The sequence below is a fragment of the Pseudoxanthomonas sp. CF125 genome (assembly GCF_900104085.1).
Classification (GTDB): domain Bacteria; phylum Pseudomonadota; class Gammaproteobacteria; order Xanthomonadales; family Xanthomonadaceae; genus Pseudoxanthomonas_A.
The window spans coordinates 633,086-652,968 of the sequence record NZ_FNLD01000003.1; the positions used below are offsets into that span (position 1 = coordinate 633,086).

Annotated in this window: 19 protein-coding genes; 10 read left to right on the top strand and 9 right to left on the bottom strand. The window is 65.3% G+C overall.

The window, feature by feature from the left end:
• Positions 1-43: 43 nt before the first annotated feature.
• Positions 44-682: a response regulator transcription factor gene (locus BLR66_RS16365; RefSeq protein WP_093289501.1), complete on the bottom strand. Its 639-nt coding sequence runs from the start codon at positions 680-682 to the stop codon at positions 44-46.
• A gap of 10 nt (positions 683-692) precedes the next feature.
• Positions 693-1,796: a sensor histidine kinase gene (locus tag BLR66_RS16370; protein ID WP_093289915.1), complete on the bottom strand. Its 1,104-nt coding sequence runs from the start codon at positions 1,794-1,796 to the stop codon at positions 693-695.
• A 153-nt stretch (positions 1,797-1,949) separates the two neighbouring features.
• On the opposite strand from BLR66_RS16370, the gene BLR66_RS16375 reads away from it, so the two are divergent.
• The 7 genes from BLR66_RS16375 (at position 1,950) to BLR66_RS16405 (ending at position 7,101) form a co-directional block, all read left to right on the top strand.
• Positions 1,950-2,381, top strand: a complete 432-nt coding sequence (locus BLR66_RS16375) for a DUF2141 domain-containing protein (RefSeq protein WP_093289504.1) — start codon at positions 1,950-1,952, stop codon at positions 2,379-2,381.
• A gap of 40 nt (positions 2,382-2,421) precedes the next feature.
• Positions 2,422-3,951 carry a carotenoid oxygenase family protein gene (locus BLR66_RS16380; protein ID WP_093289507.1) on the top strand — a complete coding sequence of 510 codons (1,530 nt, stop codon included), beginning with the start codon at positions 2,422-2,424 and terminating at the stop codon, positions 3,949-3,951.
• A 134-nt stretch (positions 3,952-4,085) separates the two neighbouring features.
• Complete coding sequence (locus BLR66_RS16385) at positions 4,086-4,685, top strand: hypothetical protein (RefSeq protein ID WP_218119663.1); 600 nt, start codon at positions 4,086-4,088, stop codon at positions 4,683-4,685.
• 3 nt (positions 4,686-4,688) lie between these two features.
• A complete protein-coding gene (locus tag BLR66_RS16390) occupies positions 4,689-5,042 on the top strand; it encodes an NIPSNAP family protein (RefSeq protein WP_093289509.1) in 354 nt (117 codons plus the stop codon).
• Between the two features lie 101 nt (positions 5,043-5,143).
• Positions 5,144-5,869 (top strand): NIPSNAP family protein, encoded by a 726-nt coding sequence (locus BLR66_RS16395; RefSeq protein ID WP_093289512.1) that lies wholly within the window; start codon positions 5,144-5,146, stop codon positions 5,867-5,869.
• Complete coding sequence (locus tag BLR66_RS16400; protein WP_093289515.1) at positions 5,866-6,369, top strand: hypothetical protein; 504 nt, start codon at positions 5,866-5,868, stop codon at positions 6,367-6,369. Before BLR66_RS16395 ends, BLR66_RS16400 begins: the two co-directional genes overlap by 4 nt.
• A gap of 39 nt (positions 6,370-6,408) precedes the next feature.
• The gene (locus tag BLR66_RS16405) at positions 6,409-7,101 is read left to right on the top strand and encodes a helix-turn-helix transcriptional regulator (RefSeq protein ID WP_093289519.1); all 693 of its coding nucleotides are present in this window, start codon (positions 6,409-6,411) and stop codon (positions 7,099-7,101) included.
• A 300-nt stretch (positions 7,102-7,401) separates the two neighbouring features.
• Here BLR66_RS16405 and BLR66_RS16410 read toward each other — a convergent pair whose 3' ends face one another.
• Together BLR66_RS16410 and phhA are read right to left on the bottom strand one after the other, a co-directional pair.
• Positions 7,402-9,528 (bottom strand): TonB-dependent receptor family protein, encoded by a 2,127-nt coding sequence (locus tag BLR66_RS16410; protein ID WP_093289522.1) that lies wholly within the window; start codon positions 9,526-9,528, stop codon positions 7,402-7,404.
• A 90-nt stretch (positions 9,529-9,618) separates the two neighbouring features.
• Positions 9,619-10,506, bottom strand: coding sequence for a phenylalanine 4-monooxygenase (phhA, locus tag BLR66_RS16415; protein WP_093289525.1), 888 nt, complete (start codon positions 10,504-10,506; stop codon positions 9,619-9,621).
• A 131-nt stretch (positions 10,507-10,637) separates the two neighbouring features.
• Here phhA and BLR66_RS16420 point away from each other — a divergent pair, with 131 nt between their 5' ends.
• Positions 10,638-11,120 (top strand): Lrp/AsnC family transcriptional regulator, encoded by a 483-nt coding sequence (locus BLR66_RS16420; RefSeq protein ID WP_093289528.1) that lies wholly within the window; start codon positions 10,638-10,640, stop codon positions 11,118-11,120.
• A gap of 72 nt (positions 11,121-11,192) precedes the next feature.
• Here BLR66_RS16420 and BLR66_RS16425 read toward each other — a convergent pair whose 3' ends face one another.
• Entirely contained in the window at positions 11,193-11,651 is a 459-nt protein-coding gene (locus tag BLR66_RS16425; RefSeq protein WP_176943927.1) for a hypothetical protein, read from the bottom strand.
• Between the two features lie 313 nt (positions 11,652-11,964).
• Here BLR66_RS16425 and BLR66_RS16430 point away from each other — a divergent pair, with 313 nt between their 5' ends.
• On the top strand, positions 11,965-14,253 hold the full coding sequence (locus tag BLR66_RS16430; protein ID WP_093289534.1) for a TonB-dependent receptor: 2,289 nt from the start codon (positions 11,965-11,967) through the stop codon (positions 14,251-14,253).
• Positions 14,254-14,446: 193 nt separating this feature from the next.
• Here the strand turns inward: BLR66_RS16430 and BLR66_RS16435 are convergent, their stop codons facing one another.
• From BLR66_RS16435 to BLR66_RS16445, 3 genes are all read right to left on the bottom strand, one after another.
• Entirely contained in the window at positions 14,447-15,430 is a 984-nt protein-coding gene (locus BLR66_RS16435; RefSeq protein WP_093289536.1) for an NAD-dependent epimerase/dehydratase family protein, read from the bottom strand.
• A gap of 149 nt (positions 15,431-15,579) precedes the next feature.
• Positions 15,580-16,647 (bottom strand): glycoside hydrolase family 18 protein, encoded by a 1,068-nt coding sequence (locus BLR66_RS16440; RefSeq protein ID WP_176943928.1) that lies wholly within the window; start codon positions 16,645-16,647, stop codon positions 15,580-15,582.
• Positions 16,648-16,862: 215 nt separating this feature from the next.
• A complete protein-coding gene (locus BLR66_RS16445) occupies positions 16,863-17,642 on the bottom strand; it encodes a rhomboid family intramembrane serine protease (RefSeq protein WP_093289542.1) in 780 nt (259 codons plus the stop codon).
• Between the two features lie 348 nt (positions 17,643-17,990).
• On the opposite strand from BLR66_RS16445, the gene BLR66_RS16450 reads away from it, so the two are divergent.
• Positions 17,991-19,157: a class I SAM-dependent rRNA methyltransferase gene (locus BLR66_RS16450; protein WP_093289545.1), complete on the top strand. Its 1,167-nt coding sequence runs from the start codon at positions 17,991-17,993 to the stop codon at positions 19,155-19,157.
• 211 nt (positions 19,158-19,368) lie between these two features.
• Here BLR66_RS16450 and BLR66_RS16455 read toward each other — a convergent pair whose 3' ends face one another.
• Positions 19,369-19,857, bottom strand: coding sequence for an Lrp/AsnC family transcriptional regulator (locus BLR66_RS16455; protein ID WP_093289548.1), 489 nt, complete (start codon positions 19,855-19,857; stop codon positions 19,369-19,371).
• Positions 19,858-19,883 lie beyond the last annotated feature (26 nt).

Below are 19,883 nucleotides of genomic sequence, written 5' to 3' on the forward strand. Positions count from 1 at the left end.
GGACGCCGCTCCCACGACACCGCTCCCACGTAGAGACACTGCATCAGATGATTCTCAGGGTGATCGCCTTCAGCACCGCGCGGGTGCGGTCGCGGGTACCGAGCTTGTCCAGAATGGTGGAGACATAGTTCTTCACCGTGCCTTCGGCCAGGAACAGGCTGCGCGCGATTTCCTTGTTGGAATAACCTCCGGCCAGCAAGCGCAGGATCGCCACTTCACGGGCGCCGAAGGTTTCGGTGGGTTCGGATTCGTCGCGGAAACGGAAACGTGCGCGCACCGGGTCGGTACTCACCGGCTGCAGCAAGGTTTCGCCGGCGGCGACCCGGACGATGGCGTCGCGCAGGTCTTCCGGCGCGGCGTCCTTCAACAGAAAACCTTGCGCGCCCGCATCGGTGGCGCGCAACAGCAAGTCGCTTTCGTCGAAGGTGGTGAGCAGCAGCATGGGCGTGGCGTCGCCGCGTTCGCGCAACCGCAGTAGCGCCTGGATGCCGTCGGTACCCGGCATGCGGATGTCGCTGAGCACCACGTCCACGGACTGTTGCTCCAGCTTCTGCAGCAGGTCGTCGCCGTCCTCGGCTTCCAGCGTCACCTCGATGTTCTGCTGCAACAGCAGGGCGCGCAAACCGGCACGGACCAGCGCCTGGTCGTCGGCCAATGCCACACGGATCGTCTTCGTGCTCATGTGGGAGTGCTCATGCGGGAAGTCTCGCTTCGATGCGCAATCCGCCGTGCGGCGCGACGCTTGCCTGGAAATCGCCCCGCGAGGCCTCCACGCGTTCGCGCATCCCGGCCATGCCGTTGCCTTCCCGGAGGGCGCCTTTCACCACGCCGTCATCCTCGATCCGCAGCATTACTCCATCGCCTTCGCGCAAGATTTCCACGGACACGCGGTTTGCGCCCGCATGGCGCGCCGCATTGGTCAGCGATTCCTGCACCAGGCGCAAAAGGGTCTCGGCCTGGGCGGGGTCGGTCACCTGCACGTCGCCGTCGATACGCAGGTCCATGCGCAGTTTGGGCAGCGGCGCGGCCAGCGCGCGCAATGCGGTTTCCAGGTCCAGGCCGCGGCTGTCGCGCAAGGCCTGCACCACGTTGCGGATGTCGGTCAGCAGTTCGCTGGAGAGCTGTTGCGCAAGGTGGATCTCCTGGCGCTGGGAGAACGCCGGATCCGACGCCAGCGCACGCAGGTTGAGGTGTATCGCGGTCAGCTTGTGTCCGGCCACATCGTGCAGTTCGCGCGCCATGCGCAGGCGTTCGGCATCGCGCGCGCTGTCGGCCAGCAGCGCGCGGGTGGCCAGCAGGTCGGCGTTGACCAGCGCAAGCCGGTCGCGCGTGCGCTCGGCATTGCTCGCGTAATGGCCCACCAGCAAGGCGAACGCCTGGAAGCCGGCATAGATCAGCACCATCAAGGACGGCGAGGAAAAGCCGGCGTCGCGCAGCAGCAGATAGAACAGCACGTCGACCACCGCCATGGCCAGCAGCGTCGCGCGCAACGACCAGACCATGCTCAGCTGCGCGGCCAACACCACCAGTAATACGGGTGTGGTGCCCGTGCGCGGCGCCAGCCATACCAATGCCAGCGCGCTCGCGGCGATGACCGCCAGCAACGCATTCACTTGCCGGGGCCCGAGCTGCGGCAGGTCGCAGCTCAGGCTGGCCACCAGGAACACCACCATCAGGCTCCAGCACAGAACCAGGCTTTGCGGCTCCGCATCGCGCAGGGAAAGGCCGACCGCCAGCCAGGTCAGCAGCAGGGCCAGGTTAAGGGGTTGCAGCAGGTGGCGGAGCAGTGCGCGCATGCCGGCATGCTGCGGGGTGGCCGCGGCGTTGGCAATGCATCCGCCGCCGAAAGTGACTTCCGGCACTGCGCAGTGGTGACTGCCGGCAGCTGATCGGTGTCGGTCCGCTGCGCACACTGGCCCCGTCATCCACCACAGCACAGGACTTCGCCAATGAACCGCACCGCCGCCTTCCGTATCGCCCCGCTCGCATTGATCGCCGCGCTGTCGAGCGCCAGCGCGCTCGCCGGCGACCTCACCGTAAAACTGCACGGCATCCGTGCCCAGACCGGCCTGGTCAAGGTGGCCGTGGTCGATTCGCAGGAAGCATGGGACGGCAAGGCCGCCCCGGTGCAGGCCGACGGCGTTCCCGCGCAGGGCGAGGAGGCCAGCTTCACTTTCAAGGATCTCAAGCCCGGCAACTACGCAGTGATGATCACCCACGACGAAAACGGCAACGGCAAGATGGATACCAACGTCATGGGCATGCCATTGGAAGGCTACGGCTTCAGCAACAACCCGCAGGTGATGCGCAAGCCGACCTGGGACGAAGCCCGCTTCCAGGTCACCGCTACCGGCGCGGCCATCGACGTCGACCTGCGCTGAAACGCATCCGCATCAAGCGCACCACATCAGGAGCATCGCCATGAGCACCACCGGTAACAGCCGCCGTCGTTTCCTGCGCAACCTGCTTTCCGGCGCCACGGTCATGGCGCTGGCCCCGACGCTGCTGCACGGCCAGGACGCAGCGGCCGGCGACGCCGCCGAGTTCGCGCGCGGCCTGCGCGAGCATCCGTGGATGGCGGGTTGGAAAAGCGCGACCGCCGAGTCGCTGGGCCCGACCACCGTGCAGATCGAAGGGCGGCTGCCCGAAGGTTTCGCGGGCACGCTCTACCGCAACGGACCGGCCTGGACCGAACGCGCCGGCTTCCGCTACGAACACTGGTTCGATGGCGACGGCATGGTGCACGGCTGGCGTTTCGACGGCGGCCAGCTGACCCATCGCGGACGCATGGTCGCCACGCCCAAGTTCACCCGCGAACAGAAAGCCGGACGCTTCCTGTATCCGGCAGCCGGCACGCGCATCCCCGATTCGCAGCCGGTGCGCAACAACGACGACGCCAATACCGCCAACACTTCGGTGATGACGCTCGATGGCCGCTTGTTCGCCTTGTGCGAAGCGGGTTCGGCCTTCGAGCTGGATCCCGACCAGCTGACCACGCTGGGGCCGGTGACCTGGCGTCCGGACCTGGCCAGCATTCCGTTCTCCGCGCATCCGCTGATCGATCGCGATGGCTCGGCCTGGAATTTCGGCGCGGTCAGCCTGATGGGCGGTTCGGGCCTGGTGATCTGGCACGTGGGCGCGGACGGCAAGCTGATTTCGGCCGACATGCTGGATACGCCGATACGCGGCTATCTGCACAGCTTCGCCATGACCGACAAGCATCTGGTGTTCGCCCTGATTCCGTTCCGCTATCTGGAAGGCGAAGGCGCGTTCTTCGAACGCCTGCGCTTCCAGCCCGAGCAGTCGCTGCGCGTGGCGGTGGTGCCGAAGGATGCGCCGACGCAAGCGCAGTGGTTCGAGGCCGAGTTCGCCGCCATCTATCATTTCGGCGATGCCTACGAGCGCAACGGCGAGATCGTGATGCGCGCCGTACAGCACCTCGACATCGAAGAGGCGCGCTCGCCGATGCAGGCCGCGATGAAAGGGCATGCGGAGGTGGAGGGCGGCAAGGGCAGACTGCGCGAACTGCGCCTGGGCCTGCGCGACGGTAAGGCGCGCTGGCAGGACATCGGCGTGGAAGGTATCGAGTTTCCGCTGTTCGATCCGCGCACGCGTGGCGACCGTGCAGCGCGCCTGTACGCGCCCACCAACGAAGGCGTCCGCACCGCGCCCTATTTCAATGCGGTCGCTTCCTACGATGTCGAACGCGGCCGCCGGCGCGTGCACAACTACGGCGAATCGGTGTTGGCGGAGGAGCATGTGTTCGTGCCGCGCCCCGGCAGCGCGCGTGCCGGCGACGGCTGGCTGGTGGGTACGCTGCTGGACAGCGCGCGCGGCCGCAGCGGCATCGCGGTGCTGGATGCGCGGCGCGTGGAAGACGGACCGCTGGCGCAAGCATGGCTGCCTTACACCGTGCCATTGGGTTTCCACGGCCATTTCGCCGCGCGCTGAGGACGGCCTTCAGGAAATCCGGAAGAGCGGATCTCCAGGCGGACCGCGCAAGGTCCGCCTGGACCGGGACTGCTGACAACACGCTGTCAGCAGCGGGCGCACAGACTGGCCATCTCCCAGCTATGGCGATACCCATGGATCCGCAACGCCGACTGATCACTGCCGCCTGTCTCGGCGGCACCGCCGCCACACTGTTGGCCGATGCCCTTGCCCAGACGGGCGGCGTCGCAGGCCACGCGCCCGCAGAGGTCCCGTCTCCCGACGGGAGCCACGACGGCCGCCACGATTTCGATTTCTTCCACGGCCGCTGGCATCTGCACAACCGGCGCCTGAAAACCTGGCTCGCTGATTCCGACGAGTGGGTCGAATTCGAGGGCCGCCTGCATTGCCAGTCCCTGCTCGACGGCATTGGCAATATCGATGAAGTCGTCGCCGATTTCGGAGAAGGCATCCACGGGCTCAGCCTGCGCCTGTACGACCCGGCGGCGCGGCGATGGAGCGATTACTGGGCCACCAAGCGCAGCGGCGTGCTCGGGCCACCGGTGATCGGTGCTTTCGACGGAGGGATCGGCACATTCTTCGGCGAGGACGAATTTGAAGGTCGTCCGGTGCGGATCCGCGCGATCTGGTCGCAGCCCGCCGCAAACGAAGTGCATTGGGAACAGGCCTTCTCCATCGATCGCGGCAAGACCTGGGAAACCAACTGGACCATGCGCATGACGAGGCAGAACTGACTCATGAGCAGATTCGTCGAAATACGCTCCTACACGCTCAAGCCGGGCACGCGCGAAGAGTTCGACCGCATCGCCTCGCAACAGGCCATTCCGATGCTGCGGCGCTGGGCCGTTGATGTGGTGACGCACGGACCGTCGCCGCACGACGACGATTCCTATTATCTGATCCGCGCCTACGCCAGTCTCGCCGACCGCCAGCAGAGCCAGGACGCCTTCTACGGCAGCCAGGAATGGAAGGACGGTCCGCGTGCGGCGATCCTGGCGCTAATCGAAAACTTCACTTCCATCGTGCTCGAACTGGAGCCGACGACGGTCGAAGCATTGCGGGTCGCGCCATCGCGCGGAGCATCGGCATGAAGACGACAAGATTGCGGCTGGCATTGTTGCTGGGTGCTTGTCTGAGTTCCGCCGCCGCCGCCGCGCACGCGAACGATACCGAGGAAACAGGAGCCCGATCCATGCAAACGACCGCGACTTGCTGCGCAGTGCTTGAGTTGCGCCAGTACACGCTCAAGCCCGGACAGCGCGAGGTCCTGATCGGTTTGTTCGACGAAAAGTTCGTCGCCGGCCAGGAAGACGCCGGCATGACCATTGTCGGCCAGTTCCGCGATCTGGATGCGCCGGACCGTTTCGTCTGGTTGCGCGGCTTCGCCGGCATGCCGCAACGCAAGCGGGCGCTGGAAACTTTCTACGGCGGGCCGGTGTGGCAAGGCAACCGCATCACCGCCAACGGCACCATGATCGATTCGGACAATGTGCTGCTGCTGCGGCCAGCCACGGTGACCTCCGGATTCGCTTTGCAGGGACTGGCGCGCGACCGGCGTCCTGCGGGCTTGGTGGTGGCGTACCTGCACTATCTGCAGCGGCCTGCGAGTGCGTCCATGGTGGGGGACATGGAGTGGCGTCTGCGTTCGGCCTTGCAGTCTTCCGGCGCGCAACTGCAGGCGGTGCTGGTCAGCGAACATAGCGAAAACACATTCCTGGCCTTGCCGGTGCGGCTGGGCGAGGAAGTGCTGGTGTGGGTGGCGGGTTTCGCCGACCAGGCTGCCTACGATGCGCAGCGCGTCGCGCTCGAAGAAATCGCGTCCGTTCTCCAACCTCTGCAATCCGTGCCGGCCGAACGCCTGCATCTGTCGCCCACTGCCGGATCCCTGTTGCGCGGCATGCAGGAGACGCAGCCATGACATCGCCTTCCCCGATCGCGTCGCCTTCGGAAAACGACGGACGCCACGACTTCGATTTCTACTACGGCCAATGGAAGGTGCGTAACGAGCGCCTGAAAAAGCGCCTGGCCGGCAGCGACGAATGGGAAACCTTCGAGGCCACGCAAAGCTGCCGGCCGCTGCTCGACGGTATCGGCAACTTGGACGACTTCGTCACCGGATGGAGCGGCGGGTTCCGCGGCATGACCTTGCGACTGTTCGACCTGCAGGCCAGGCAATGGCGCATCTACTGGGCCAGCAATCGCAGCGGCGTGTTGGAACCGCCGGTGATGGGACGATTCGAAGGCGGCGTCGGCACCTTTTACGGACGCGATACCCACGAAGGCGTACCGGTGCTGGCGCGTTTCCTCTGGTCTGACATCGCCGCCGATTCGGCGCACTGGCAGCAGGCCTTTTCCACCGACGAAGGCGCAAGCTGGGAAACCAACTGGCACATGTGGATGACGCGGATCGCCGGATGAGCCTTTGATCCGGGCGCCGCGGCGCGCCATGATGGCCGCATGCGCCGCGCCGACCGCCTGTTCCTGATCATCCACGCCCTGCGCGGCCGCCGTTCGGCGATGACCGCGCAGCAACTGGCCGGAACCCTGCATGTCTCCCTGCGCACCATCTATCGCGACGTCGCCGATCTGCAGCTGTCCGGGGTGCCGATCGAAGGCGAGGCCGGGATCGGCTACGTGCTGCGCAAGGGTTCGGACATCCCGCCGCTGATGTTCAACGCCGACGAACTGGAAGCGCTGGTGGTGGGCACGCGTTTCGTGCGCGCCTTCGGCGGCGAGCGCCTGGGGGTGAGCGCCAGCGCGGCATTGTTGAAGATCGAGGCGGTGCTGCCACCGGAGTTGCGCGAGCGTTCGCGCCGCACCCGCATCTACGCGCCTGAGCTGGACAACCGCATCGAGGCCAGCGGCATGATCGATCGCCTGCATGCGGCGGTGGAAGCGCGCCAGGTGCTGCGTCTGCAATACCGCGACCCGTCCGGCAGCGAAACCACGCGCGAAGTGGAGCCGCTGTGTTTGAGTTTCTGGGGCGGCAGTTGGACGCTGGGTGCGTGGTGCCGATTGCGCGGGGATTTCCGTAATTTCAGGCCGGACCGGATAGTCGTTTTGGAGGCGACTGGCGAAGCGTTCGTCGAGAGCGCCGGGCGGGATCTGGACGCTTACTTGCGGGCAGTGGGCAATACGCCGCAAGGCTGAAGCGTAGTCCCGGTCCTCGAATCGCCGTCCCCGCGAAGGCGGGGACCCAGTGGCTTTGCTTTCAGCGCCAAGAGCGTGGTTCGACAAGCTGCCCACGAGCGGCCCGAGGTAGGTCGGGGTTACACCCCCCGACACCAAGCTCGCGCGCTGCGCGACGCGGGAATTCTCCGCAACGTTGACCTTGGGCCGGGTCTCTCTCCGGTTAGGTCACGGTGGCGCCTCGACAACGAATTCTCGCGTGCGTCGGGGGCGTAGCCCCGACCTACGACACTCTGCGCCAACGGCGTCCGCAAATAGCCATCATCGACTCCACCGCCATTGCGCACCGACCTGCAAAGTGCGGCCGGGGCCGGGTTCGTAGAAGCGCCCATTGCCTTCGTTGACAATTGCCGAGCCGATGTAAGCCTGATCCAGCGCGTTGTCGATGCGCGCGAAAGTGCGCAGGCTGCCGGAGGCGAACTTCCATTCGCGCGCCGCTTCCAGATGCAGCAGGAAGTAGCCGGGCGCAGATTCGCTGGCCACATCGTTGACCACAACGTCACCAACACCTTCGCCTTCAGCGGCTGCGCTCCACGCGGTTCCCTGCCATTGCAGGCGACCGAACAACTGCTGACGCGCGACGCCCGGAATGCGAGAGCCCGCCGCCACCGGCGTCGAAGGGACGGTGCAGCCGGCGCCGGTGCAGACCAGATAGGTGCTGCGGAAAGTCGCGTCCAGCCAGGTATAGGCCAGCTGCAGGCGCCACCGGTCGGAGAGCGCGGTCTCGAACGAAGTCTCGAAGCCCTGCCGCCGTGCGCGCCCCACGTTGCGGAAACTGCTGCGCCCGCCGACATTGCGCGCCACCGCCAGCTCGTCGTCGGTGTCGGCGCGGAACAGTGCGGCTTCCAGGCGCGTGTCGCCTTCGCCGCGCCATTTCATTCCCAACTCCACATTGCGGCTGGTCGCCGGCTGCAGATCGAAGGCCAGGCCTGCGCCGCCATCGGCGCGGTAGCCCAGCTCGTTGAAGGTCGGCGTTTCGAAACCCCGGCCGGCGGAAACATAGAAGCGCAGATCCTCGCCAGGCTCGAACATCAGCCCGGCCACCGGCGTCGTATCGCGATAACGCACCTGGCCGCTGTCGTCGGGATTGCCGGCGGCGACATAGCGGTCGCGGGCGGTGAATTCCACTTCGCTATGGCGCGCGCCGGCCAGCAACGACCATCGCGGCGCGAACCGCCACCATGCCTGCGCGAACTGGTCCACGTTGCGTACCCGGTTGCTTTCGTTGCGCCGCAACGCGCCCTTGACGCCCAGCGTGGTTCCGATGAAGTTTTCGTAGCCGCGTCGTCGCTGATCCTGCTGGTCGAAATTGGCGCCGGCGGTGAGCTCGAACGGTTTCGAGGCCAACTCACCCTGCCAGCTCCAGCGCAGATCGGCGCCGCCATAGTCGCTGGCCAGGTCGATCACGCCGCCGGCGTTGAGCGGATTGGCTTGCGCCGCTACCGGCAAGGCCAGGAACTGCTCCACCGCACGTCGTCCCGCATAGGCCATGACACGCCAGGTCTGCGCATTGCCGACTTGCTGTTCGTAAGTCAGCCCGCCCTGGCTCTGGCGCACCGACTTGCGCGTGTCGAACTGCGTGGCGACCGACGTGGTCTGACGCGGATCGGCCTGGTACTGCGTGCGCGTCAGCCCCAGCGGGTCGTCGGCGTCGGGCAGATCGACATGGTTCAGCACCAGGGTCAGCTTGCGCGAAGGATCGATGCGGAAATCGAAGCGCGCATTGAGCGAATCGCGCCGCGCCGCGCTGTGGTCGCGATAGCCCTGGGTGTCGAAACGCGAGGCGGCCAGGTTGTAGCCCAGATCGCCACTGGCGCCCCGCAGCTGTGCGCCCAGCGTGTACGCATCGTCGCTGCCGGCCGTGGCGCGGACCCGCCACGGATCGCCCTCTTTTCCTTCCGTGCTCCATAACTGCACCACGCCGCCGGAAGAGTTTCCGTATAGCGCGGAAAAAGGGCCGCGCATGATCTCGATGCGTTCGCCGCCCAGCACGTTGAAATGCGAAAGCTGCCCCTGTCCATCCGGCATCGAGGCGGGAATGCCGTCGGAAAACAAGCGCACGCCGCGCACGCCGAAGGTCGAGCGCGCGCCGAACCCGCGGATGGACAGCTGCGTGTCCTGCGCATAGTTCTGCCGGTCGCGGGCCAGCAGTCCGGGAACGCCGCCCAGCGCATCGGAAACATCGACCGCATCGCTGTTGCCGTCGTCGCCAAGGGACACGGTATCTACGGAAGCCGGCGTGTCGAAATCATCGACGCCGATCAGGCGGGTGGCTTGCACGCGGATGCGGTCGAGGGTGACGGGGTCGCTGCCGGGGGATTGTGCGTATGTGCCCGTACTGAACGAAAGAAAGCCGAGCAGGGCGAGTGCGGAGTATCCGTAAGTCATGCGCCATGATCGCGCATCTCATCCCCAAGGTCGTCATCCCGCTTTCGCCGGGATGACGGCCGTATATTCTATTTTTTACGCCTACGTCCGTTAAACGTCCGCGTCCATGGCCCAGCCTTCGCCGGTGCCGCGCGTGTAGACCTTGTCGGCGTCCAGCACCTTGCCCGCCGGAGACGCTTCGCCCTGCGCCAGCCGCGCATAAATCGGCGTGAAGTCCGGCTCCGTCGCGGCGATCAGCTGCTCGAAGCTGTCGATGACGAAATAAGTCTTCTGGAAGGTGTCGATGCGGTAGCGCGTGCGCATCACCCGCTCCAGATCGAAACCGATGCGGTTGGGCGCATCCGATTCCAGCGAATACAGCGACTCGCCCTTCGACGAGACGATGCCGCTGCCGTAGATGCGCAAGCCCTGTGGCGTATCGATCAGGCCGAACTCCACCGTGTACCAGTACAGGCGCGTCAGGTTGACCAGCGCCTCGGGGCCGATGCCGTGCGCCTTTACGCCGCCGCGGCCGTAGGCCTGCATGTAATCGGCGAACAGCGGATTCATCAGCAACGGCACGTGGCCGAACAGGTCGTGGAAGAGGTCCGGTTCGGCGATGTAGTCGATCTGGTCCGGGCGGCGTATCCACCAGGTCACCGGGAAGCGGCGGTTGGCCAGGTGGTCGAAGAAATCCAGTTCCGGCAGCAGGCCTTCCACGCCGATCAGGGTCCAGCCGGTGGCCGCGCCCAGCACTTCGTTCAACTGGTCGAAGCGCGGGATTGCGTGCGGGGTCATGCCCATCTCGTCCTGGGCTTGCAGGAATTCCTCGCAAGCCCGGCCCACCAGCAGCTCGCGCTGGCGCTGGTACAGAGCGCCCCAGGTGGCGTGGTCCTCGGCCCGGTAGTCGTTCCACGGCTGTTCCACCACGGCGGTCGTATAGACCGGCACGTAGCCTTTGTCGGTCTGCTGGTGCTCGACGCGGCGTGGCTCGTTCATGGGCGGGTCTCCGGGAAGATGGAAGCGGCACTTGATGTTAGCGCCGCAAGCGCGCAACAGGGTTGCAAAGTTGCACGAATCGATGGATTTGGCGCAATATTCGTGCGTAAATATCTTATATCGAGCATGAAATGGCCGAATCCATCTCCTTGGACCGCACCGACCTGCGCCTGCTCGCGCTCCTGCAACAGAACGGGCGCGCCACCAATGCCGACATCGCCGCGCAGGTGAACCTGTCCCCGTCCGCCTGCCTGCGGAGGATCCAGCGGCTGGAATCCACGGGTGTGATCCGCGGTTACGCGGCCCTGGTCGATCCGAAGCGGGTAGGCCTGGGCCTGCAGGCCTTCGTGCGCGTGCAATTGGAAAAGCACGGGCAGCTGGGGCTGGACCGGTTCATCGACGGCGTGAACGACTGGGACGAAGTGGTGGCCTGCCACGCGCTCACCGGCGACATGGATTACCTGCTGCAGGTAGTGGTGCAGGACCTGGAGCACTTCTCCCGCTTCCTGCTGGACAAACTGATCAACGCCACCGGTGTGGCCGACGTGAATTCCAGTTTCGTCCTGCGCACGGTCAAGCAGACGCGGGCGCTGCCTCTGGGGCATCTCATGTAGGAGCGGGCCCTGCCCGCGACCGGACGTTACCGGTAAAGCCTGTCGCGGGCAGGGCCCGCTCCTACAGAGTTGTTATTTGGGTGGCAGAGTTATGCCCTTGATGCATTCCTCGACCGTGGTCTTGAGCGCCGGGTCGGTCACCGACTGCAATGCGGCCACCGCTTTTGCTTCATAGGCTTCGGCCACGCCTGGCGCCGGTTCGATGAAAGGCGAAGTGCACAGATTGCCGACGGTATAGCCATGTCCTACCAGCGCCAGCACGCGCTCGGGCGCATTCGGCAGCGCCCGGGCCAGCGCGTAACTCAAGGTCTCGCCGGTGCCGGCGTCGGAACCTTCGCGCAGCCGCAGGGCGATGGTCAGCCAGACCGGATCGGCGGTGGCGGTGGCGTCGCCGACCTTGCCGAAACGCAGCTCGTCCCGATCCAGCGCGGCGATGACCGCCTTGGCCCCCTTGGCGTCGATTTCGCTGTTGATCTGCTTGGCCAATTCCGGCTCTACCGGGGCCGTTTGCAGGGCGGGCACGGGAGACACGGGCGGAGCTGCGGGGGCTGCGGAAACCGGCGGGGCGGGCGCTGCGGCCGGTTCCGGTGGGGCAGCGACAGGCGAGCAAGCCGACGACAACAGCCCGCCACAGGCCAACAGAACCACCAATCCGGATCGCTTCACGCCATTCTCCACGGGTAGGGAAGAGGGCAGGATCGCAAAATCCGCAACGCCCCGTTCGTGATCCGATTGGCTGAACGGGACTTCCGGCCATTGCCCCGATTGTTGCTGTCCTGCAACATGCACGTGCTAGGCACCGAACCCCGCCTTAGCCTCCTTCCACCACCCTCCGGAAGCCAACATGCCCGCCAGCCGCTCCTCGTCCGTGCGTCCGCACCGACTCGCCCTCGCCATTGCCGCCCTGTTGCCGTTCGGCACAGTCCTCGCCCAGGAAGCCGCGCCCGCCGCGTCGACGCAAAGCGAAGCCACCACGCTGGATGCGGTGCAAGTCACCGCGCAGCGCCGCGTCGAGAACATCCAGGACGTGCCGGTATCCATCAGCACCATCAGCAGCGAGAAGCTCGACGTGCTGGCCTCCGGCGGCAACGACGTGCGCTTCCTGTCCGCGCGCGTGCCCAGCCTCAACATCGAATCCTCCTACGGCCGCGCCTTCCCGCGCTTCTACATACGCGGCCTGGGCAATACCGACTTCGACCTCAACGCATCGCAGCCGGTGTCGCTGATCTATGACGACGTCGTGCAGGAAAGCCCGTTGCTGAAAGGCTTCCCGGTGTTCGACCTGGAACGCATCGAAGTGCTGCGCGGCCCGCAGGGCACGCTGTTCGGCCGCAACACGCCGGCCGGTGTGGTCAAGTTCGAATCGGCCAAGCCGACCCAGGAATTCGGCGGCTACGGCAAGGTGTCCTACGGCACCGACAACATGTGGAACGTGGAAGGCGCCGTTGGCGGCGGCCTGACCGATCGCTGGTCGGCGCGCGCTTCGGTGCTGTTCCAGCGTCGCGAAGATTCGGTGACCAACACTTACATCCCCGGTCCCGACCGCGGCGCCGAAGGCTACGACGAATCGGCCGCGCGCGTGCAGTTCCTGTACGAGGGCGACACCTTCGAAGGCCTGTTCAACCTGCACAAGCGCCACCTCAACGGCACCGCACGTTTGTTCCGCGCCAACATCATCGATCCGGGCACCAACAATCTGGTGCCTGGCTTCGACCGCGATGAAGTGTCCACCGACGGCATCAACTTCTCCGAGCTCGACACCTGGGGCGGCAGCGCGCGCTTGCGCTGGGAACTGGGCAGCGTGAACCTGTACTCGATCACCGGCTATGAAACCGCCGAATCGCTCAACCGCGGCGACATCGACGGCGGTTTCGGCGCGGCGTTCCTGGGCCCGGGCAATTCCGGCCCGGGTTTCATTCCGTTCGCTTCCGAGTCGGCCGACGGCTTGCCCGACCACCGCCAGATCACCCAGGAATTCCGCGTCGAATCCAACGAGTGGGGCCGCTTCGACTGGCAGGCCGGCGTGTTCTGGTACGACGAAGACATCACCATCGACAGCTTCAACTACGACTCGCTGACCGCCGGCAACCCGCAGGCCGGCCATGCGATCCAGGAACAGCGCAACAAGGCCTGGGCGGTATTCGCCAGCGGCGACTTCGAAGTCACCGACGCCTTCACCCTGCGCGGCGGCCTGCGCTACACCAAGGACCAGAAAGACTTCAGTGCTTCGGTGCTGGAGGGCGCGCCGTTCGGCGCACCGGTCGGCGGCCCGTACTTCGTCAACACCGACGTCGATGACGTCAGCTGGGACCTGAGCGGCGTGTATGCGCTCAACGAAGACATCAATCTGTACGCACGCGTGGCCAAGGGTTTCCGCGCGCCGTCGATCCAGGGCCGGCTGCTATTCGCCAGTGCGTTGGCGCCCAATGGCGGCGTGTCCACCGCCGATTCGGAAGAAGTGATTTCCTATGAGGCCGGTATCAAGGCCGATCTGTGGGACAAGCGCGCGCGCCTGGGCTTCAACGTGTTCCGCTATGACGTCAGCGACCAGCAGATCATCGCTGTCGGCGGCGGTTCCAACACCGCCACGCTGCTCAACGCGGACAAGACCATCGGCCAGGGCTTCGAACTGGATCTGGAAGCGTATTTGACCGACACCCTGCTGGTCACGCTGGGCAGCAGCTACAACGACACCGAGATCGACGACCCCACCCTGGCCGTGCCCGGTTGCGGCGGCGGCTGCACCGTGACCGATCCGGAAACCGCGCCGGGTTCGGGCCTGTATCTGATCGACGGCAACTCGCTGCCGCAGGCGCCCAAGTGGGTGCACAACGTGACCGCGCGCTGGAGCATGCCGGTCGGTACGGGCGAGTTCTACGTGTTCACCGACTGGGCTTACCGCAGCGAAGTGAATTTCTTCCTGTACGACTCGGTGGAATTCCGCGGCAAGTCCTCGCTCGAAGGCGGCCTGCGCCTGGGCTACAACTGGAACCAGGGCGACTACGGCGTGGCGCTGTTCGGCCGCAACATCACCGACCAGACCCGCATCGTCGGCGGCATCGACTTCAACAACCTCACCGGCTTCCTCAACGAGCCGCGCACGGTGGGCGTGGAGTTCAGCGCGAGGTTCTGATGCAACGGCGGCTCTCCTTCTCGCAGAGGGGGAGCCCGCCGGAAAGCGGTAGGAGCGACGTCCCCCAAGGGGACTTCCTTCGGGGCGCGAGTCGCGAAGCCTGTAGATTGCCGGATTGCCGAAAATTCTGTCGTTTGGTTGCTGAGGGCTTCGCGACTCACGTCGCTCCTACAAAGCTCCTACAAACGATTGGTTAGTTCACCGGATAGGGTCCGTCTTCGAAGGTTTGCGCGTGGTAGCCCTTCGCGCCAACTTCGACAGCCAGTGGGCTGCGCGGATCTTCGCCGGCGCGCAGGCGCTCCAAGACGTGGGCGAAGCCGTAGGCCGGTTCCCATCCCAACGCCTGCCGTGCGGCGGCGTTGACGTAGACGCGTTCGATGCCCGCGAACATGCGCCAGCCCAGCCGCGCGTAGTCCGTTTCATAACCAGGGAAGTGCCGCGCCACCACGGCCGGCGCATCGTCGTGCAGCTGTTGCAGGTCCTCGCGGGTGAACGGCGTGGTGGCGCTGACGATGAAGCGGCTGAAGCCGATATCGCCCGCACGCTCCAGCGCCAGCAGGTGCGCATCCACCACGTCCTGCAAATCCGCGCGCCGGTACAGGAACTCGTTGGCCTTGATGTTGGCGTCGGCGAAATTCTCGCGCACCTGCCTGCGGTCGTCGGCCTCGGGGAAAAAGCGCGCGGCGCGCAGCACCACGCACGGCAGCCCTTCGTTGCGGTGGAACAGTTGGCATAAATCTTCGGCGGCGACCTTGGTCACGCCGTAGATGTTCTTCGGCACAGGCACCACCTCCTCTGTGATCCAGGCCGCAGGCGCGCCCGGCGGTGGCACCAGTGCATCGCCGTAGAGGCTGGTGGTGCTGGTGAACACGAAAGCGCCGACGCCGTTGCGCTTGGCCGCTTCCAGCAGATTGAGCGTGCCGGTGATGTTGGTGTCCACGAAATCCTGCCGCGTGTGCGTGGCCACGTGCGGCTTGTGCAGCGTGGCCGAATGCAGCACGGCGCCGATGCCACGCATGCAGCGGTCGACGAAAGCAGGGTCGGCGATGGAGCCGACCAGATCGGTGTGCGATGAAGGCGAGATATCGACGCCCGTGACTTCGCGGCCTTGCGCGCGCAACGTGCGCACCAGTCCTTCGCCCAGATGTCCCGCACTGCCGGTGACCAGTATCCGCATGTCGCGCGCCGCCGTTCGAAAACGGCGATTATAGTCGCGCCTCAAAATTTGCCGTAGGAGCGACGTTAGTCGCGAATATTGTGGCGGTTCTGGTTGTGCGGATTTGCGGTACGGTGTTGTTTCGCGACGAACGTCGCTCCTACGCGCTCCTATGGCGTTTTGTGCAGGGCCGCGTGGACTACGTCCAGCAACTGCTCGTCCGGATCGGTGCGTTGCTCCCAATACATCACCCCGCCCAGGCCGCGTTCGCGCACGAAATCCGCCTTGGCCCGCAGCGCCTGCGGGTCTTCGTAGCTGATCAGGCGGCGATCCTTTTCGTTCCATAGCCAGGCCGCTTGCGCCTGTTCGTCCCAGAGGCGGACGAAGCCGCCCTTGTTCAGGTGATCGCGGGCGATTTCCTGCCAGGTGACGAAGCCGCCTTCGCTGGCGAAGGGCTGGTGCAATCCCTGTTGCGCGTCGGTTACCTTGCCGAACACGCGGCCATAAAAGGCCAGGCCGACGTTGAGCTTGCGCGGCGGGGTGCCGGCCTTGAGGAATTCATCCACCGCCTGCTCGGTAGTCCGGCTACCGGGCGCGGCCGAAGCCGATCGGTACAGCGAAGCATGATGTCCCGTGGTCGGCGTCAGGCTGCCGTAAAAGTCGTAGGTCATCAGATTGATCCAATCCAATACCTCGGAGATGCGGGCGATCTCCAGACCGCGCGCGGCTTCGCCGTCGGCCGCGGCGATGGTCAGCAGATAGCGGCGGCCGCTTTGGCTTGTACCCAACGCGTCGAGCTTGGCGCGTATCGCCTGCAGCAGCAGGGTGAAGTTCTGCTTGTCCTCCGGACGATGGCTGATGCCGGGCCCCGGATGGGCCGGATACTCCCAATCGATGTCCAACCCATCCAGGTCGTGCTTGCGTACCAGCGCCACGGCGGTGTCCGCGAAACGCGCGCGCGAAGCGTCGGTGAGTGCGGCTTCGGAAAAATTCCCCGCGCCCCAACCGCCGATCGACAGCAATACTTTCAGGTCGGGATTCGTTTTTCGCAAAGCCACCAGGCCCGACAGCGAACGGACGGCGGTTTCGTGCGGCAGGAAAACCTCATGCGCCGGGTTGACCTGTGCGAAGGCGAAGTTGACGACATCAAGTTTCTCCGCGCTGATCTTCGGCAGCGTGGGGCCATCGGCAACATAGCCGATGATGCGGTAGTCGTGCGCGGCGTCTTTCGCACACACGGGACCGTGAACTAACACTGCGGCCAAAGCCAGGCCAGTCGTCAAGCGGGCCACATACTTGCGTAACGCATCCATCCGCCGCACACCTCTCTTGATCGTGAGGAGTTAACTATAGCGGCGCGATGCTCGGCATGGAGCAGGAGGGACGATCTGAAAAATGGGCGGACAGGCGCGGGACAAAAAGTGTCCGAATGCTTGTCGTCATGAATGTCCCGTCAGGAATTCGGCGGATCGCGCGGAGGAAAACGCAGGATCACGCCGCGCGATCCTTCGTTCTGGGGCCGCACCCACAACACCGGCACTTCGCGCGGCGCGGGCGGTTCCAGTTCGTCGTCCAGCGGCGCGAGGTTTTCTTCCTCGTCTTCCCAGCTGTAGCGCTTGCGCGGCAGGGCGGGATCCAGCTTGCGGAACAACAACGCAGCCAACAGACCGCCCACCGCGCCGCCCAGGTGCGATTGCCAGGACACACCGGGCTCGTGCGGCAACACCGTCAGCAACATGCCGCCGTAGAACAGGAACGCGATCATGCCGGTGGCGATGGCGGGCCGGTCGCGGCGCAACACACCCAGGCCGAAGATCAGGAACATCAATCCGTGGGTCACGCCGCTGGCGCCGAGGTGGCGCGACCCGGCATCGCCGAGCAACCACGCGCCGAGCCCCGAGCCGATCCACAACAACGGCAGCGACCACAAGGTGGCGCGCGGATACACGCTGCCGGCCAACGTGCCCAGCATCAGCAGGGCTACGCCGTTGGCGGCGATATGTTCCACCGATCCGTGCAGCAGCGGCGCGGTGAGCACGCCGAGCAGGCCTTGCGCGCTATGCGGCGCAACGGCGAACGGCGCCCAGTCGAAGCTGCCTTGCGCCGAATACACCAGGATCAGCGCCAGCACGAAGGCCAGGCTGATGTTGAGCGCGCGGATCAGGCGGCGGCGGTCGGCGCGCGCTTGGCTGTCCGGGTCGTGGCGGGGATCGTCGGGGTGGTAGGGGTCCATGAGGAAGGGATGGCGACGAGGTGCGGGAATGCAAGGGTGGGGCGGGTCGGGATGGTGAATCCCGTGGCCTTCGTGTGCAGGAAAAGGGTGAATGAGCCACCTCTCCCCTCGTGGGAGAGGTCGACGCGCTTGCGCGGCGGGAGAGGGGAAGCGGAGTCAGAGCGTTTCAGGCTGAAGAGCTGCGTCAGCATTCGAGAAAGCCGCTTGCTGGACGCGCGCTGGAGATTGAAGTTTCCTCCTTCGCTCGCCCCTCATCCGCCCTACGGGCCCCTTCTCCCACAAGGGGAGAAGGGGGCTGTCTGCTTCGGCTGCAAAGTCGGGGTATGCCTCAGCCGGTAGAATGCACCTATGAATACCCCACTCCCTCAAGTCCACCTCAAAAACGCCTGGCGCTCCAGCCACCCCTGGATCTTCCAGAAACTGGTAGCCAAGCCCGAACAGAAACCCAAGCCCGGCAGCATCGTCGATGTGATCGGGGTGGAAGGCGAATGGATCGGCCGCGGCTTCTACAACGGCCATTCGCGCATCGCCGTGCGCATCCTGGAAACCGATCCCGACGTGCCGGTCGATGCCGGCTGGTTCTCGCGCAAGATCGCCGAAGCGGTGTCGTTGCGCCGCGACGTGCTCAAGCTGGACGAAGTCTCCAACGCTTGGCGCGTGGTGCACGCCGAGGGCGACGGCCTGTCCGGCCTGGTCGTGGACCGTTACGACGATCTGCTGGTGGTCGAGTTCTTCAGCGCCGGCATGTTCCGCCACCGCGAGTGGATCTACGAAGCGCTGAAGGAACAGTTCCCCGGCGCGCGTTTCTACAGCTTCGCCGAAGAACACGTGCAGAAGCAGGAAAGCTTCGACTTCCGCGGTACCGAGCCGCCGGCGCCGGCGATCATCAGCGAATACGGCGTGCGTTTCCGCGCCGACCCGGCCGGCGCGCACAAGACCGGCTTCTTCGCCGACCAGCGCGAGAATCGGCAGTGGCTGTCGCAACAGGTCGCCGGCAAGCGCGTGCTGGATCTGTGCTGCAACACCGGCGGCTTCGGCGTGTACGCCAAGGTGCGCGGGGCCGAGGAAGTGGTGGGCGTGGATATCGACGAGGACGTGATTTCCATCGCCAAGGGCAACGCCAAGCTCAACGACGTGAAATTGAAGTTCGTGCAGGCCGACATCTTCCCGTGGCTGCGCGATGCGGGCAACGCCAAGGATCTGTACGACGTGGTGATCCTGGACCCGGCCAAGATGACCCGCGACCGCGAACAGGTGATCGCCGCGCTGAAGAAATATCTGGACATGAACAAGCTGGCGCTGGGCGTGGTGAAGCCGGGCGGATTGTTCGCCACGTTCTCGTGCACGGGGCTGGTCAGCGAGCAGGAGTTCCTGGACATGCTTCGTCGCGCCGCTTATTTCTCAGGCCGCACGATCCAGATCCTGAAGGTCTCGGGCGCAGGCGCCGACCATCCGTTCATGGCGCATGTGCAGGAATCGCGGTATCTGAAGGCGGTGTTCTGCCGGGTGTTTTGATTAGCCACCGGACGTCCCAGTTCTGGTTTTCGTACCCGATAAAAACGACTCGTCATCCCAGCGAAAGCTGGGATCCATTTTGACTTTGCCTTTGGCTGTTCACGCCGAGCTAAAGAGCAAGATCAAGATGGATCCCAGCTTTCGCTGGGATGACGACGATTATTACTGCGTGACACGAGTGGATCCCGGACTTCGGTAGAGCGAAAAAACCTCATTCCCGCTGCGGCCTCGGCGTCAACGGATAACCCGAGAACGGCTTCACCTCGTCCATCAGGAAGTGCGAGACGATCTTCTCCACGCCGTACTCGCCGGCCAGCAACAGGCGCGCGATGTCCTTCCAGTGGTGCACGTCGTGCACGATCACGCGCAGCAGGTAGTCGTAGGAACCGCTGACGCGGCTGGCTTCCACCACTTCGGGCATCGCCAGGATGCGGTGGTCGAATTCGGTGAACTCATCCAGCGCATGTTGCTTGAACGTCACCTGCGCCAGCACGATCGTCGCCGAACGGATGCGGTCCACCGCCACGTGCGCGCGATAGCTGCGGATCAATCCGCGCGCTTCCAACGCGCGCACCCGCGCCAGGCACGCACTGGGCGACAGCGCCACCAGGTCGGCCAGCGCCTGGTTGGTGATGCGTGCGTCCTGCTGCAGTACATCGAGGATCTTCAGATCCAGGCGGTCGGGGCTCTTCTGGGACATGTTCGGACTCGCGGGCGGCGGATCGT

Coding starts and splice junctions, on each gene's coding strand:
- phhA (WP_093289525.1), bottom strand. CDS start 10,506: ATGAACGAGCCACGCCGCGTCGAGCACCAGCAGACCGACAAAGGCTAC.
- BLR66_RS16365 (WP_093289501.1), bottom strand. CDS start 682: ATGAGCACGAAGACGATCCGTGTGGCATTGGCCGACGACCAGGCGCTG.
- BLR66_RS16405 (WP_093289519.1), top strand. CDS start 6,409: ATGCGCCGCGCCGACCGCCTGTTCCTGATCATCCACGCCCTGCGCGGC.
- BLR66_RS16370 (WP_093289915.1), bottom strand. CDS start 1,796: ATGCGCGCACTGCTCCGCCACCTGCTGCAACCCCTTAACCTGGCCCTG.
- BLR66_RS16380 (WP_093289507.1), top strand. CDS start 2,422: ATGAGCACCACCGGTAACAGCCGCCGTCGTTTCCTGCGCAACCTGCTT.
- BLR66_RS16445 (WP_093289542.1), bottom strand. CDS start 17,642: ATGGACCCCTACCACCCCGACGATCCCCGCCACGACCCGGACAGCCAA.
- BLR66_RS16390 (WP_093289509.1), top strand. CDS start 4,689: ATGAGCAGATTCGTCGAAATACGCTCCTACACGCTCAAGCCGGGCACG.
- BLR66_RS16455 (WP_093289548.1), bottom strand. CDS start 19,857: ATGTCCCAGAAGAGCCCCGACCGCCTGGATCTGAAGATCCTCGATGTA.
- BLR66_RS16375 (WP_093289504.1), top strand. CDS start 1,950: ATGAACCGCACCGCCGCCTTCCGTATCGCCCCGCTCGCATTGATCGCC.
- BLR66_RS16420 (WP_093289528.1), top strand. CDS start 10,638: ATGGCCGAATCCATCTCCTTGGACCGCACCGACCTGCGCCTGCTCGCG.
- BLR66_RS16400 (WP_093289515.1), top strand. CDS start 5,866: ATGACATCGCCTTCCCCGATCGCGTCGCCTTCGGAAAACGACGGACGC.
- BLR66_RS16395 (WP_093289512.1), top strand. CDS start 5,144: ATGCAAACGACCGCGACTTGCTGCGCAGTGCTTGAGTTGCGCCAGTAC.
- BLR66_RS16430 (WP_093289534.1), top strand. CDS start 11,965: ATGCCCGCCAGCCGCTCCTCGTCCGTGCGTCCGCACCGACTCGCCCTC.
- BLR66_RS16450 (WP_093289545.1), top strand. CDS start 17,991: ATGAATACCCCACTCCCTCAAGTCCACCTCAAAAACGCCTGGCGCTCC.
- BLR66_RS16410 (WP_093289522.1), bottom strand. CDS start 9,528: ATGACTTACGGATACTCCGCACTCGCCCTGCTCGGCTTTCTTTCGTTC.
- BLR66_RS16435 (WP_093289536.1), bottom strand. CDS start 15,430: ATGCGGATACTGGTCACCGGCAGTGCGGGACATCTGGGCGAAGGACTG.
- BLR66_RS16385 (WP_218119663.1), top strand. CDS start 4,086: ATGGATCCGCAACGCCGACTGATCACTGCCGCCTGTCTCGGCGGCACC.